Source organism: Hydrogenophaga sp., from assembly GCF_030373245.1.
Taxonomy (GTDB): Bacteria; Pseudomonadota; Gammaproteobacteria; order Burkholderiales; family Burkholderiaceae_C; genus Hydrogenophaga.
Window position 1 is genome coordinate 950,596 of sequence record NZ_JAUCZF010000001.1, and the last position, 14,166, is coordinate 964,761.

The window sequence follows — 14,166 nt, forward strand, 5'->3', positions numbered from 1 at the left end:
GCTGAATTTGAACATTTGGCCGCACAATTCACTGCATATGACCCACTCAACCCATGACATCGACCGGATTGACATTCGTATCCTGCAGGCCTTGCAGATGGATGGCCGCCTGTCCAACCTCAAGCTCGCCGACACCGTGGGCCTGTCGCCCACCGCCGTTCTGGCGCGCACCCAGCGGCTGCAGCGCGAGGGCTACATCCTGGGCTACGAAGCGCGACTCAACCCACTCAAGCTGGGGCGCGGGATGACCGTGTTTGTGGAGGTTTACCTGGACCGCACCACGACCAACATGTTCGAGGAGTTCAAAGCGGCGGTGCAGGTGCGCGACGAAATCCTCGAATGCCACATGGTGGCTGGCGGCTTCGATTACCTGCTCAAGACCCGAATGGCCGACATGGTTGCGTACCGTGAGTTTGCCGGCAGCGTGCTGTGGCAATTGCCTGGTGTGCGCGAGACCCGCACCTATGCGGTGATCGACGAGGTGAAGTGCAGCACGCGCTTGCCCCTCTGAGGCTGCGCCTCTGGTCACCGGGCACATGCCCCGCACAGGGGTTGGCAGCTCTCCAGCGCGACCGCACAATGTCTTCAGATCTGCCAAGGAGACCCGTCACCATGCGCCCCACCGTCCATCTGCTCTGTTCGTCGATGATGCTGCTTGCAGCCCAGGCCGCTGTGGCCCAGTCCACCCAGCCCGGGCTTTGGGAAATCCAGAGCAAGGTGGGCGGCAACCCGCAGGTGGATCAGGCGATGGCGCAGATGCAGCAGCAGATGGCAGCCATGTCGCCCGCGCAGCGCAAGATGATGGAGGACATGATGGCGCGCCAGGGGGTCGGCATGAGCGCTGGACCGGGCGGCGCAATGACGGTGAAGGTCTGCATCACGCCCGAGATGGCCGCGAAGCAGGAGATGCCCGTGCAGGCCGAAGGTGACTGCACCACCCGGGTTACCCATCGCACGGGCAGCACCCTGACGATGAGCTTTACCTGCAGCAACCCGGCGTCCTCCGGGGAAGGCACCTACACGTGGCGCAGCGACAAGGCCTACGACATGAACATGCTGGTGCGATCCACGCAGAACGGCAAGCCGGTGAGCACCACCATCAAAGGCTCGGGGCGCTGGCTGAGCGCCGACTGTGGCCAGATCAAGCCCTTGCCGATGCCGTCGAAGAAGTAAGGCTTCAGCTGGAAGCCGGTGGACGGCTGCCGAAGATTGCCCGGCCCACCCGCACCAGGGTCGAGCCCGAGGCGATGGCCGCATCAAGGTCATCGCTCATGCCCATCGACAGGGTGTCAAGGGCCAAGCCCGATTGGTTGAGCGCATCGAACAGCTCACGTGCCCGATCGAAGGCCACGCGCTGCGCCGCCAGCCCTTCGGCTGGCTCGGGAATGCACATCAGGCCACGCAGGCGCAGGCGAGGCAATTGCGCCACCGCCTCAGCCAGCGCGGGCAATTCGGCGGGTTCCACCCCAGACTTGTTCGCCCCGCCATCCACATTGACCTGCAGGCACACCTGCAGAGGTGGCAGATTCGCTGGGCGCTGCTCGCTCAGCCGCTGGGCGATCTTGAGCCGATCCACCGATTGTACCCAGTCGAAATGTTCGGCCACCAGCCGCGTCTTGTTGCTCTGCAACGGGCCAATGCAATGCCAGCTCAAGGCCGCATCCGGTGCGAGCTCTCGCAGCGCCAGGATCTTCTCCACGCCCTCCTGCACATAGTTCTCCCCAAACGCAGGCTGGCCCGCTGACACCGCAGCCCGCACCGCTTCGGAACCGAAGGTTTTGGAAACGGCCAGCAGCGTGACCTGCGTCACATCGCGGCCAGCGACCTTACAGGCGTGGTCAATCCGCTGGCGAACGGTTAGGAGATTGGCTTCAATGGTCGTCATAATCGCTCGTCGTACCAACAACAGCCCACGGGACCCGGGATGGACATCACCCAATTGCTGGCCTTCAGCGCCAAGAACAAGGCCTCGGATCTTCACCTTTCCGCCGGGCTACCACCCATGATACGGGTGCATGGCGACGTGAGGCGCATCAACGTCGAACCGCTGGACCACAAGCAGGTCCACGGCATGGTGTACGACATCATGAACGACAGCCAGCGCAAACAGTACGAGGAATTTCTGGAGTGCGACTTCTCGTTCGAGATCGAAGGCCTGTCGCGCTTTCGCGTCAACGCCTTCAACCACAACCGGGGTGCCGGCGCGGTGTTCCGGACCATTCCCAGCAAGATCCTCACACTGGAGCAACTCAACGCACCCAAGATCTTCGGTGACCTTGCCTTGCGTCCACGCGGCCTGGTTCTGGTGACCGGCCCGACCGGTTCGGGCAAGTCGACCACGCTGGCCGGCATGGTCAACCACCTCAACGAGACCGAATACGGCCACATCCTCACCGTGGAGGACCCGGTGGAGTTCGTGCACGAGTCCAAGAAATGCCTGGTCAACCAGCGTGAGGTGGGTCCGCACACACTGAGTTTTGCCAACGCCCTGCGCTCGGCGTTGCGCGAAGACCCTGACGCGATCCTGGTGGGCGAGATGCGCGATCTGGAAACCATCCGTCTGGCGATGACGGCGGCCGAAACGGGTCACCTGGTATTTGGTACGTTGCACACCTCCAGCGCGGCCAAGACCATCGACCGCATCATCGACGTGTTCCCAGCTGAGGAAAAAGACATGGTTCGCGCCATGTTGTCGGAATCGCTGGTGGCTGTCATTTCGCAGACGCTGTGCAAGAACAAGGATGGCAGCGGTCGCGTGGCGGCGCACGAGATCATGCTCGGCACCAGCGCGATCCGGAACCTGATCCGCGAGGCCAAGGTGGCGCAGATGTATTCCGCCATCCAGACCGGCAACAGCGTGGGCATGCAGACCCTGGACCAGAACCTGAGCGACCTGGTCAAGCGCAATGTGATCAGCCCGGCCGAGGCGCGCAGCAAGGCGAAGATTCCTGAGAACTTCCCAGGCTAGGAGTGCCCACCCCCCCGCGACAGGCCTGCCTCGCAGGCCTGTCACCCTCTAAAGGGGCAACACCTGCAGCCCGGCAAAGCCGGTTATGCGGTGTTCTGAGAAGGGAAGCTGCTGCTGGATGATTCGACTGATTTGAGAAAGTGAGATTTCATGGAACGCGACCAGGCATCCAAGTTCATCAACGATCTGCTCAAGCTGATGATCAGCCGATCGGGCAGTGACCTGTTCCTCACCTCCGATTTCCCGCCCGCCATCAAGGTCGACGGCAAGGTGACCAAGGTGTCGCCGCAACCGCTCAACGGAATCCACACCCTGTCGCTCGCGCGCTCCATCATGAGCGACAAGCAGGCCGCCGAGTTCGAGCGCACCAAAGAGTGCAACTTCGCGATCTCCCCGCCCAACATCGGCCGCTTTCGCGTCAGCGCCTTCATCCAGCAAGGCAAGGTCGGCATGGTGCTGCGGACCATTCCCGCCGTGCTGCCCACGATCGACAAGCTGGGTCTGCCTCAGGTGCTCAAAGACGTGGTCCTGTCCAAGCGCGGTCTGTGCATCCTGGTCGGCGCCACCGGCTCGGGAAAGTCCACTTCATTGGCCGCCATGGTCGACTGGCGCAATGAGCACACCTTTGGCCACATCATCACAATCGAGGACCCGGTGGAGTTTGTGCACCCGCACAAAAACTGCGTGATCACGCAGCGCGAAGTGGGCCTGGACACCGACAGCTGGGCCGCTGCCCTGAAGAACACGCTGCGACAGGCGCCCGACGTGATCCTGATGGGCGAGATCCGTGACCGCGAGACCATGGAGCACGCGATCCAGTTCTCTGAAACCGGTCACCTGTGTCTGGCCACACTGCACGCCAACAGCGCCAACCAGGCGCTGGACCGCATCATCAACTTCTTCCCAGAGGAACGCAGGGCTCAGCTGCTGATGGACCTCTCGCTCAACCTGCGTGCGCTGGTCTCGCAACGCCTGATCCCCAAGCAGGACAACAAAGGGCGCTTCGCGGCGGTGGAGATCATGCTCAACTCGCCGCTGATTTCCGATCTGATCTTCAAGGGCGATGTGGCCGAGATCAAGGAAATCATGAAGAAGAGCACCAACATCGGCATGCAGACCTTCGATCAGGCGCTGTTCAACGCCTTTGAGGAGCACATCATTTCGCTCGAGGATGCGCTGCGCAATGCCGATTCGCTCAACGATCTGCGCCTGCAGATCAAACTCAACAGCCAGCGCGCCAAGACGCAGGACCTGGCCGCGGGCACCGAGCACCTCACGATCGTGTAGCCCCCGAGGAGCTTCACTCGTCACCCCCAAGGGGGCAACCTGCGGACTTGCAAGGCCTGTTCCGCGGCATTTAGGGCTGGTGCCGCGCACGCCGGAAAGCGAACCCGCTCTCCCGCGAAGCCGAGCTCCCTGGCACCCGTCGATGCCTCCAGGCAAATTGGTGGAAAATCGCGTGCATGAATACCATCGCCGAACGCAGCTACGAATCCATCAAGTCCCAACGCGTAGCCTTCATCGGGCTGGGCGTGATGGGTGCCCCCATGGCAGGACACCTGGCGCGCGCCGGCCACGCCGTCACGGTCTACAACCGCAACGCAGCCAAGGCGCAAGCCTGGGTCGATGAGTTTGGCGGCGCCTCCCAGCCGACCCCCAGACAAGCAGCCAAAGGCGCAGACGTGGTCTTTGTTTGCGTCGGCAACGACGATGACCTGCGCGCAGTGACGCTGGATGCAGACGGGGCCTTTGCGGGCATGACACCAGGGGCGGTGCTGGTCGATCACACCACCGCGTCGGCCGACGTGGCGCGTGAGCTCGCCGAGGCCGCCAAGTCACTGGGCCTGCGCTTTGTCGACGCGCCGGTGTCGGGTGGTCAGGCGGGCGCGCAGAACGGGGCACTGACCGTGATGTGCGGCGGCGAGCTGGCTGCATTCGAAGCAGCTCGCCCGGTGGCGCTGGCTTTCTCGCGCGCCTTCACCCTCATGGGCCCCAGCGGCTCGGGGCAGCTCACCAAGATGGTCAACCAGATTTGCATCGCTGGCCTGGTGCAGGGCCTGTCGGAAGCGATCGCATTCGGGCAAAAGGCGGGCCTGGACATGAACCAGGTGCTGGACGTGATCGGCAAGGGGGCAGCGCAAAGCTGGCAGCTCGACAACCGGGGCAAGACCATGGTGGCCGACCAGTTCAACTTCGGCTTCGCGGTGGACTGGATGCGCAAAGACCTTGGCCTGGTGATCGACGAGGCCAAGCGCAACGGCGCTCGACTGCCGGTGACCGCACTGGTTGATCAGTTCTACGCCGACGTGCAGGCCATGGGCGGCAACCGCCTTGACACGTCCAGCCTGATCAAGCGCCTGCGCTGAGGCACTGATCGCCCCTTACTGCGTGGTCGCTGCGGGTGCCTGTGGCACAGCAGCAGGAGCGGTCACAGGAGCAGCAGCCGGAGCCGCAGGCGTCGCAACTGGCGCTGCCGTTCCTGGCTGCAAACGCAAGCGCGCCAGTTCCTCTTCTGAAATGATCTCCAGCACCCGCACCACCCGCTGAACGCCCGAGGTGTTGCGGGCGATCTCGGTTGCGCGGTCGGCTTCGCGCTGGGTCACGCGGCCCATCAGGTACACGGTACCGCGGTTGGTGACCACCTTGAAGGCGGTGCCTGCAACATCGTTGGCGTCCAGCATGGACGCCTTGACCCGGCCAGTGATGATGGTGTCGGCCGAGCGCTGGGTGAGCGAGGGCGAGCCCAGCACCGCGAGCTCGTTCACGATGCTGCGCACGTTCTCCACGCCCGCCACCGTCTGCTCCACCAGCGCCTTGTCGCGTTCATTGCCCACCTCGCCAGTCAGCAGCACCTGTCGGTTGTAGCTGGTGACTGCGACGTTGACTCGGTCGCCCACGGCATCGCGCAAGCGGTTGGCAGCGCGCAACTCAATGCCCTGGTCTTCCAGCTGGATGCCCGAAGTGCGGCGATCCACCGCCACCATCGCGCCGGTGAGGGCGCCGCCAATGACCAGGGGCGCGCAGGCCGTGAGGGCTCCGCCGAGCACGGCAGTGCCCAGAGCGAGGGCGGCCCAGCGTGACCACGCGGGAGCAAAAGATTTGTTCATGCAAGGTTCTCCTGTTCGTTCTCCAAGGCGTCGGGCAAACCCAGCAACTGGGCGTCGACACCATCACAAATGCAGTGCAACACCAGGTGGTGCACCTCCAGAATCCGGGCGGCCTGATCGTGCGGCACACACACATGCACGTCGGTGTCGCGCAGGCGCTGCGCGAGCTGGCCGCCTTTGGCGCCGGTCAGGGCCAGCACCACCATGTCGCGATCATGTGCCGCTTCCACCGCCGCGACCACGTTGGCGGAATTGCCCGTGGTCGAAAGCACCAGCAGCACATCCCCCGCCTGGCCGAGCGCCCGCACCTGGCGGGAAAACACGGCGCGGGTTTCGAAGTCGGTGGCGATACCGGTGATGACCGAGGCATCGGCACAGAGCGAGATGGCCGCCAGCTCGGGACGCTCGCGTTCGTAGCGGCCCATGAAGCTGGCCGCAAAGTGCTGCGCACCCGCGGCCGACGCGCCATTGCCGCAGGCCAGCACCTTGCCGCCCCCGGTCACGCTGGCCAGTACCGCGGTCACCGCGGCCTCCACCGTCGGTGCCAGCGTTTGCGCGCACTGGTACTTCAGGTCGGCACTGTCGATGAATTGCTGCTGAATACGTTGCACAAGCATGGCGCGATCATAGTCCTGGGCCAGGTGTCAAAAAGTTGCTGACGCGTCGAAAGCTGCGCGCAGCCATTGGATGGGAGACGCCCCTGTGCCGTTGGGCTGCCCGGCAGCACCACCCTGGATCAGCACCACGTCGAAGCGACATGGTGGCTCTGATCCAAGCCGATGCAAAAAGTGCCGCGCCGCCAGCACGATGCGGCGCTGCTTGGTCGCGGTGACGCTGCCGGCGGCACCACCTTGGGCCGCGCTGGCGCGTTGGCGGACCTCGACAAACACCAGCGTGCCGTCGGGCTCGCGCATAATCAAATCGATCTCGCCGCCGCCGCGCCCGGGCGTCTTGAAGTTGCGCTCCTGCAGGCGCAGTCCATGTTTCTGCAGAAACGCCAGTGCAGCGTCCTCGGCGGCGTCACCGCGCTGCTTGGTGCTCGCGGCGGACCCGGCGGGGGCTGCTGCTGGCGACGGGCGAAAAAACCCACCTTTCTGGCCAAATCCCATTGTCTGCAAGCTCCCATTCCCTGTTGACCGCCGCGCAAGACGCTGCCGGGCACCAGCATTATCCGCAGGGCGCGCTCTACATGGTCGCCACCCCCATCGGCAACCTGGCCGACATCAGCCTGCGGGCGCTGCAGGTACTCTCGCTGGTGGACACCGTGGCCTGCGAAGACACCCGCCACACGGCGGGCTTGCTGCAGGGTTATGGTCTGCACAAGCCGCTGCTGGCTGTTCACGAGCACAACGAAGCAGAGGCTGCGCAAACCGTGGTGCAGCGATTGCAGGCCGGGCAGCGGGTGGCTTATGTGAGCGATGCCGGCACGCCGGGCGTCAGCGATCCGGGCGCCCGCCTGGTCATGGCGGTGCAGGCGGTGGGCCTGCGCTGCACACCCATTCCCGGGGCGAGCAGCCTGACTGCGCTGCTCAGCGTGGCTGGCCTGGGTGGCCCTGCGGGGCAGTTGGTCTTCAGCGGCTTTCTTTCGCCCAAGAGCGCCGAACGCCAGCGCGAAGTGCAAACCATCGCAGACGACGCCCGTGCCTGCCTGATACTGGAAGCGCCGCACCGCATCGAAGCCCTGGCACAGGCGCTTCAGAGCCTGGCCGATCGCCGCATCACCGTGGGTCGTGAGTTGACCAAGCAGTTTGAAGAGGTCGCTGAAGTGACCTGCTCCGAGCTTCCCGCCTGGCTGGAGGCTGACAGCCACCGCACGCGCGGCGAATTTGTGCTGTTGGTGCACCCGAATTTGGCATCTGCCCCCAAGGGCGCTCTGTCGGCGAGCGCGCTGCGCACCCTCGGCCTGCTGATGGCAGAGTTGCCTCTCAACCGCGCTGTTCGACTGTGTGCCGACATCACGGGCGAACCGCGCAACGCGCTTTACGACGCAGCGCTGGCTCAGCGCCAACGCGAAGCGGGCTCCTGAGCCGCGCCAAAAAACGTCAGGTGCCAGGTCGGCGCGGCGGTTGTTTGGGCAATGGGTCCACCGGGAGATCAGAGGACTCGTCCAGCTCGCCCATGCTCACACTCAGCTGGCGCAACACGTCCACCTGTTGCTCCACGTGTTGGCAGTTGCCGCACATGCGCAAGTGCATGTTCAGGCGCAGTCGATCACTCCACCCCAAGGGCTCGTCCATGGCCTGTGACAACAGCTCGTCGACTCGGCGACAGGGGTGCAACAGCTTGTGCAAAAAACTCATGTGACACTTTCAACGGAATGGCCCTGGGCAGACATGCACTGACGCAAACTGGCGCGCGTGCGATGCAAGACCGTGCGAATATTTTCCTGACTCAGATCAAGGCGTTGACCGATCTCGCTGGATTCAAACCCCAACCATTCACGCATCATGAACACCTTGCTCGACTGCGCGGGCAAACGCCTGAGGCAAGACTCCATCACCGCCATCATCTGACGCTGCGACTCTTTGCCGTCGGGCTGCTGCCAGGCAGGCACAGCCTCCACATGACTTCCTCCCGCATCGTACAGAGCTTCCAGCGGATCGTCAGACGATTCCTCATCGGCCGCGCTCACGTGGACACGACGCTTCTGGTGCGGTGAGCGGTACCAGTCGGCAATCTTGTTTTTCAGAATGGCAATGGCCCAGGTGCTGCGGGAAGCCTCGCCGCGGTGCTCGTCCCCCTGCTCAAACATCGCCATCAGCGTTTCCTGGACCAGGTCTTCGGCCTGCGCCGAAGAATGAACCACCATGCTGGCGTGTCGCATCAGGCGTTTTCGCATCGTCTCCCAAGGATCGGGGGCGATTTCGGGACTGGGCTCAATCGACTCAGTAGCGATCAGTGGCTTGCTCAACATGACGGGCCTTTCGCAAAAACCGGTTGCTTTGGAAAGACACCGGATGACTCGCAGTGAGTCAGCGAACGTCGTCAAGTTCTTACACCTGCCAGCGCCAGAAGCTCGGGTCGCGATCGGTCCAGAAGACCTTGAGCAAGCGACCCGAGTCGTGTTGATGGTGGCGCGTTCATGCGGCGCAGATCAGTTGCGGTACAGGCCCTGGGAGGAGTTGAAGGGGTTCGGCTTGCCGTCTCGGGCAAGATCAGCCAGTTCCATTTGCACCTCGGCACGGGTCAGCTTCGAGGTCGAAGGAATCGCAACCACAGACCGACCGGCGAACTCGCCGTGGGCGACGGTCCCGGCCGCTTGGGCAGCGCGCAACTCGGCCAACACCTCGGCGCGCGTTTTGCTGCTCGTGGCGGTGTTGTCGACCGGTGGGTAGATCTCGCCGTTAACAAACTGGGAACCAGCAGAAGCAGAGAAAGCGCTGATGGCAAGAACGGTGGCAATGGCAAACGATTTCATGATGAACTCCTTGAAGTTGCAGCACCACACGATGTTGTGCTGTCCTCAACTTGGTCGCATCAGGCCGTTCAAACGTGACAGGTTTTTTCTTCGCTCCACGCGTCAGCGCGTGCGACCGGCTTCACTACGCGGCTCGATCACATCGCTGGTGGAGCGCTGATCGTCGGGCACCTCGGTAGCCTGCACATCGACCACCTCACCCGGCGGCTCGCCGCGCGCAGAGCCCGGCCAAACGCCCTGGGTGTAGCGCTGCGACTGCTCGCGCATGCGGGTGAACATCACCACCGGTGCAGGTTTGCGACCAGTGATCAGCGACCAGAGCGAGACCAGCACCACCACCACCAACGCAGCCAGCAGGAAGCTGATCACGAATACGGTGGCCGCGAGAACCAGCACCAGCTTGATCGCGCCAGCGATCAGGCGGCCCAGAAGATCGGTCAAGGTCTGCATGATTGAGAGAGCCCCCGCCGCGACGGGGAGTTCCAGGAAAGCGGAATGACAGGGTTTCGAATCCACCCACCCGGCCTTTTTCGGGCCAGACGGGACACAATGGGCAGCCGCTCGGCGACCCTCCACGTAAAGGCAGCTGAGGCCATTGTGCACATTTGCAATCCCGGCAGGAGAGACCCATGACACATGCCACCCCTCGATTCCGTGCGCCGCTCGTCGCCTGGCTGCTGAGCAGCCTGCTGCTCGGCGCTCCGCTGAGCGCAAAGGCGCTGGACCTGGCCGACGTGGTGCTGGAGGGCGACCTGCGCTTCCTGGCGGTTCGGCCCGACCCCGACGCCTACTGGTACGAATCCCGGGTTCAGATCACAGAATCCAGCCTGCAGACCGGTGTGGTGCAGCTCAGCACCTGCCACCGCGTGCTTGATCCGAACCAGAAGATCGTGATCGCCTTCAATCCGGAACGGGTGCGAGACATCGCTGTGGTCTCGACCGATGGCGTGGGCCGCTACGAGGTGCAGGGCCATCGGGTGGAGCTGGCCAACGTGAAACGCGGCGGCAGCGTGTGCATCGACCTCAGCTCGCGTGCCCTGGACCGCGTGGACGACCGGACCTGGCGCCTCCACGCCGGGCCGCTGATGCGCCGCTACCTCGATGGCTACCTGCCGATGCAGGCCCGCCTGGCCTTTCGTTGGCCCGAGGGCCTGCTGCAGGTCAAGACCACCCGTCCCGCCGAGCAGCCGGGCGTGCGCATCGCCACCAGCGTCGAGGGCGCGGAACTGGACCTGGTGTTTGCCGGCCGCATGAGGGCCACGGTAGACCTCGAGCGCGGCCGGCCTTGAGGTTCGCCCCAGAGAACAGGGCCATTGAGGGTGCAGCGTCAGAGTCCTGACGCGTCTGGCTGCTATGCTGAAAACTGGCCGCTCCGGCCGGTTGCTGCATCGCCATGAAACGCCTGTCCCAATACTTCTTCCGCGGTCTGATCACCTTCTTGCCGCTGGCGCTCACAGTCTACGTGCTGATCCTGTTCGTGACCTGGGTCGAGCGCACCGCCATGGGCATGATCCGGCCCGTCGTCGGCGACTTCTACTTGCCCGGACTGGGCATTGCCCTGGGCGCCGTCCTGATCATCGCCCTGGGCTTTCTGATTTCCCTGCCCATCACCTCGCGCCTGCTCTCCTGGGTCGAGCTGCCGTTCACCAACCTGCCGGTGGTGAAAAGCATTTATTCCTCGCTGAAGAACTTCGCCGACTACTTCGCGCCGCATGAAAAAGACGCGCAGCAGGTCGTGCTGCTCAACCTGCCCGGGCAGGAGCTGGCCATCGTTGGCCTGGTGACGCGTCAGTCGCTGCGCGGCCTGCCCAAGGGGCTGGGTCATCTGGACGACCGCGTCGCCGTGTACCTGCCCATGGGCTACATGATTGGCGGCTACACCGTGTTTGTGCCGCGCAGCTGGACTTCGCCGATCGACATGTCGGTGGAAGAAGCGATGCGCTCGGCCTTGATTGCTTTCATGGCCTCCAGCAAGCAAGAAGCCCAGTCATGAGCATCCGCCACCTCGACGCCCTGTTTTCGCCCGCCTCGGTCGCCGTCCTGGGTGCTTCGCTTCGGCCTGCGAGCGTGGGCGGCACCGTCTGGCGCAACCTCAACGGCGTGTTCGGAGGCCGGCTGTATGCGGTCAACCCCAAGCACGCCGACCTCGCGGGTGTGGAAACTTTCCCCGATGTGGCGGCGCTGCCCGAAGCGCCCGACCTGGCGGTGATCTGCACGCCCGCGGCCAGCGTGGCGCCGCTGATCGCCGAGCTGGGCGCACGGGGCACGCGCGCGGCCATCGTCGTCACCGCCGGACTGGACAAGGCGCAGAGGCAGGCCATGCTGGATGCTGCGCGCATCCACACCCTGCGTATCCTCGGGCCCAACTGCATTGGCATGCTGGCGCCCCACATCGGTCTCAATGCCAGCTTTTCCCACATCGGCGCCGAGCCTGGCGATCTGGCCTTCGTGTCGCAATCGGGCGCCCTGGTCACCGCCATGCTCGACTGGGCCGGCTCGCGCGGCATCGGCTTCTCGCACTTCGTCTCGCTCGGCGAACACGCCGACGTCGACTTCGGCGACCTGCTCGACTACCTTGGCAGCGACGCCAAGACGCGCGCCATTCTTCTCTACATCGAGAGCGTGGAAGAAAGTCCGAAGTTCATGTCGGCCGCACGTGCTGCAGCGCGCAACAAACCGGTGATCGTGGTCAAAGCCGGGCGCTCGGCAGCGGGACAGGCCGCCGCGGCGTCGCACACCGGCGCACTGGCCGGGTCTGACGCGGTGTTCGACGCGGCAATCGCGCGCGCCGGCATGCTGCGCGTGAACTCGCTGCAAGATCTGTTCCTCGCCGCCGAAACCCTGGCGCGCTTTCGCGACGGCCCATCGGGTGGCCTGATCGTGCTCACCAACGGTGGCGGCGCGGGCGTGATGGCGGCCGACGCGGCCGCGGCGGAAAACGTGCCGCTCACACCGCTGAGCGATGCCCTGCTGGCGCGCCTCAACGCGGTACTGCCACCCAACTGGTCGCACGCCAACCCGGTCGACATCATCGGCGACGCCCCCGGGCAGCGCTATGTGGATGCGCTGCAGGCGCTGTCCGCCGAGAGCGACAGCGCGGTACTGTTCATTCAGGCGCCCACCGCCATCGTGCCCAGCACCGAGATCGCTCAGGCCTTGTTGCCGCAGGTGGCGCGCGCGCCGCGCCGCGTGCTCGGCTGCTGGCTCGGCGACGGTGCGGTGAAAGAAGCGCGGCAGATCTTTCGCAACGCCGGCGTGCCCGACTTCGATACGCCCGAAGAAGCGGTGCGCGCGTTTTCGTTCCTGCGCACCTACCGGCTGCACCAGGAAGAGCTGCTGCAGACGCCGCCGGCGCGCAGCGCGGCGCGCGCCATGGACCTGCCGCGCATCCGCGCCATCGTCGACGGTGTGTTGGCCAGCGGTCGCGATCTGCTGACCGAGCCCGAGGCCAAGGACCTGCTGGACGCCGCTGGCCTGCCGGTGGTGGCAACGCGCGTGGTCGCGCCCGACGCCGCTGCCGCGCAGCAGGCAGCGGCTGAACTGGGCTACCCGATCGCGCTCAAGATCCTCTCGCACACCATCAGCCACAAGTCCGACGTAGGCGGCGTGCGGCTCAACATCGCCAGCGCCGCCGAGCTCGGTGAGGCCTGCAACGCCATGCTGGCGCGCGTGCGCGAACTGCGGCCCGACGCCGATGTGCAGGGCTTCACCGTGCAGCGCATGGTGCAGCTCAAGCACGCTCACGAACTCATCATTGGCGCCAGCGTGGACCCGGTGTTCGGTCCGATCGTGCTCTTCGGCCAGGGTGGTACGGCGGTCGAGGTGCTGGCCGACCGGGCGCTCGCCCTGCCGCCGCTCAACACGCCGCTGGCGCTCGCGCAGATCGAGCGCACCCGCGTCGCCAGGCTGCTGCACGGCTACCGCGACGAACCCGCGGCCGACCTCGGCGCCATCGCTCAGGTGCTGGTGAGCGTGTCGCAGCTGCTGGTCGACCTGCCCGAGCTGGCCGAGCTCGATATCAACCCGCTGCTGGTCAACCACGAGGGTGCAGTGGCGCTCGATGCTCGGGTGCGTGTTTCGGCCCAAAAGCCGGCTGGCGCGGCCCACTTCGCCATACAGCCCTATCCGCAGGCGCTGGTGGAGAGCTGGGTCTGGCAGGGCGAGGCGATCACGCTGCGCCCGATCCGCCCGGAAGACGAGGCCCAGCACCGCCGTTTCCTGGAGCAGATCGATCCCGAAGACATCCGCCTGCGCGTGTTTTACAGCCGGCGCAGCATCGAACACAGCGAGCTTGCCCGCCTGACGCAGATCGACTACGCGCGCGAAATGGCCTTCATCGCCACCCGGCCCCTGCCCGACGACGGTGAAGAAACCCTGGGTACCGTGCGCGCGGCGGTCGACCCGGACAACCACACGGCCGAGTTCGGCGTCATCGTGCGCTCCGACCTCAAAGGCAGCGGCCTGGGCCACCGGCTGATGAGCAAGATGATCGAGCACCTGCGCGCGCGTGGCACCCAGTGCCTGGTGGGCACCGTGTTGCGAGAAAACCAGGGCATGCTGGAACTTGCGCAGAGCCTTGGCTTCCAAGAGACCGTCAACCCGAGCGATCCAGACGACCGCGGCACCCGCTTCGTCCGGCTCAATCTCCAGGGCAACGCCTGAGCCGGGCGGCG

17 protein-coding genes are annotated in these 14,166 nt (G+C 64.9%); 9 read left to right on the top strand and 8 right to left on the bottom strand.

The window, feature by feature from the left end; all coding sequences use genetic code 11:
* The first annotated feature begins 37 nt into the window (after window positions 1–37).
* Together QUV25_RS04515 and QUV25_RS04520 are read left to right on the top strand one after the other, a co-directional pair.
* Window positions 38–511 carry an Lrp/AsnC ligand binding domain-containing protein gene (locus tag QUV25_RS04515; RefSeq protein WP_300861629.1) on the top strand — a complete coding sequence of 158 codons (474 nt, stop codon included), beginning with the start codon at window positions 38–40 and terminating at the stop codon, window positions 509–511.
* A gap of 101 nt (window positions 512–612) precedes the next feature.
* Entirely contained in the window at window positions 613–1,173 is a 561-nt protein-coding gene (locus tag QUV25_RS04520) for a DUF3617 domain-containing protein (RefSeq protein ID WP_300861631.1), read from the top strand.
* 4 nt (window positions 1,174–1,177) lie between these two features.
* Here QUV25_RS04520 and QUV25_RS04525 read toward each other — a convergent pair whose 3' ends face one another.
* Window positions 1,178–1,885, bottom strand: coding sequence for a YggS family pyridoxal phosphate-dependent enzyme (locus tag QUV25_RS04525; RefSeq protein WP_300861633.1), 708 nt, complete (start codon window positions 1,883–1,885; stop codon window positions 1,178–1,180).
* 39 nt (window positions 1,886–1,924) lie between these two features.
* On the opposite strand from QUV25_RS04525, the gene QUV25_RS04530 reads away from it, so the two are divergent.
* The 3 genes from QUV25_RS04530 to QUV25_RS04540 all read left to right on the top strand — a co-directional run bounded on the left by QUV25_RS04530 (window position 1,925) and on the right by QUV25_RS04540 (window position 5,334).
* Window positions 1,925–2,968, top strand: a complete 1,044-nt coding sequence (locus QUV25_RS04530) for a type IV pilus twitching motility protein PilT (RefSeq protein ID WP_300861635.1) — start codon at window positions 1,925–1,927, stop codon at window positions 2,966–2,968.
* A 150-nt stretch (window positions 2,969–3,118) separates the two neighbouring features.
* The gene (locus QUV25_RS04535; protein ID WP_300861637.1) at window positions 3,119–4,255 is read left to right on the top strand and encodes a PilT/PilU family type 4a pilus ATPase; all 1,137 of its coding nucleotides are present in this window, start codon (window positions 3,119–3,121) and stop codon (window positions 4,253–4,255) included.
* Window positions 4,256–4,422: 167 nt separating this feature from the next.
* Window positions 4,423–5,334 carry an NAD(P)-dependent oxidoreductase gene (locus QUV25_RS04540; protein ID WP_300862036.1) on the top strand — a complete coding sequence of 304 codons (912 nt, stop codon included), beginning with the start codon at window positions 4,423–4,425 and terminating at the stop codon, window positions 5,332–5,334.
* 15 nt (window positions 5,335–5,349) lie between these two features.
* Here QUV25_RS04540 and QUV25_RS04545 read toward each other — a convergent pair whose 3' ends face one another.
* From QUV25_RS04545 to QUV25_RS04555, 3 genes are read right to left on the bottom strand one after another with little or no spacing between them, the layout of a single operon-like run.
* A complete protein-coding gene (locus QUV25_RS04545) occupies window positions 5,350–6,075 on the bottom strand; it encodes a BON domain-containing protein (RefSeq protein ID WP_300861639.1) in 726 nt (241 codons plus the stop codon).
* Window positions 6,072–6,692 (bottom strand): SIS domain-containing protein, encoded by a 621-nt coding sequence (locus QUV25_RS04550; protein WP_300861641.1) that lies wholly within the window; start codon window positions 6,690–6,692, stop codon window positions 6,072–6,074. The genes QUV25_RS04545 and QUV25_RS04550 overlap by 4 nt, the downstream gene beginning before the upstream one ends.
* Before the next feature lie 27 nt (window positions 6,693–6,719).
* Entirely contained in the window at window positions 6,720–7,184 is a 465-nt protein-coding gene (locus QUV25_RS04555; RefSeq protein WP_300862038.1) for a YraN family protein, read from the bottom strand.
* On the opposite strand from QUV25_RS04555, the gene rsmI reads away from it, so the two are divergent.
* Window positions 7,184–8,101 carry a 16S rRNA (cytidine(1402)-2'-O)-methyltransferase gene (gene rsmI, locus QUV25_RS04560; protein ID WP_300861643.1) on the top strand — a complete coding sequence of 306 codons (918 nt, stop codon included), beginning with the start codon at window positions 7,184–7,186 and terminating at the stop codon, window positions 8,099–8,101. The two genes, QUV25_RS04555 and rsmI, sit on opposite strands and share 1 nt — an antisense overlap.
* A gap of 16 nt (window positions 8,102–8,117) precedes the next feature.
* Here rsmI and QUV25_RS04565 read toward each other — a convergent pair whose 3' ends face one another.
* The 4 genes from QUV25_RS04565 to QUV25_RS04580 form a co-directional block, all read right to left on the bottom strand.
* Window positions 8,118–8,375: a zf-HC2 domain-containing protein gene (locus tag QUV25_RS04565; RefSeq protein WP_300861645.1), complete on the bottom strand. Its 258-nt coding sequence runs from the start codon at window positions 8,373–8,375 to the stop codon at window positions 8,118–8,120.
* Window positions 8,372–9,064 carry a sigma-70 family RNA polymerase sigma factor gene (locus QUV25_RS04570; protein WP_300861647.1) on the bottom strand — a complete coding sequence of 231 codons (693 nt, stop codon included), beginning with the start codon at window positions 9,062–9,064 and terminating at the stop codon, window positions 8,372–8,374. Before QUV25_RS04570 ends, QUV25_RS04565 begins: the two co-directional genes overlap by 4 nt.
* 105 nt (window positions 9,065–9,169) lie before the next feature.
* On the bottom strand, window positions 9,170–9,493 hold the full coding sequence (locus tag QUV25_RS04575; RefSeq protein ID WP_300861649.1) for a DUF4148 domain-containing protein: 324 nt from the start codon (window positions 9,491–9,493) through the stop codon (window positions 9,170–9,172).
* A 102-nt stretch (window positions 9,494–9,595) separates the two neighbouring features.
* A complete protein-coding gene (locus QUV25_RS04580) occupies window positions 9,596–9,934 on the bottom strand; it encodes a hypothetical protein (protein WP_300861652.1) in 339 nt (112 codons plus the stop codon).
* 188 nt (window positions 9,935–10,122) lie between these two features.
* Here QUV25_RS04580 and QUV25_RS04585 point away from each other — a divergent pair, with 188 nt between their 5' ends.
* From QUV25_RS04585 to QUV25_RS04595, 3 genes are all read left to right on the top strand, one after another.
* Entirely contained in the window at window positions 10,123–10,782 is a 660-nt protein-coding gene (locus QUV25_RS04585; protein WP_300861654.1) for a hypothetical protein, read from the top strand.
* A 104-nt stretch (window positions 10,783–10,886) separates the two neighbouring features.
* The gene (locus QUV25_RS04590) at window positions 10,887–11,486 is read left to right on the top strand and encodes a DUF502 domain-containing protein (protein WP_300861656.1); all 600 of its coding nucleotides are present in this window, start codon (window positions 10,887–10,889) and stop codon (window positions 11,484–11,486) included.
* Window positions 11,483–14,155, top strand: a complete 2,673-nt coding sequence (locus tag QUV25_RS04595) for a bifunctional acetate--CoA ligase family protein/GNAT family N-acetyltransferase (RefSeq protein WP_300861658.1) — start codon at window positions 11,483–11,485, stop codon at window positions 14,153–14,155. The genes QUV25_RS04590 and QUV25_RS04595 overlap by 4 nt, the downstream gene beginning before the upstream one ends.
* Window positions 14,156–14,166 lie beyond the last annotated feature (11 nt).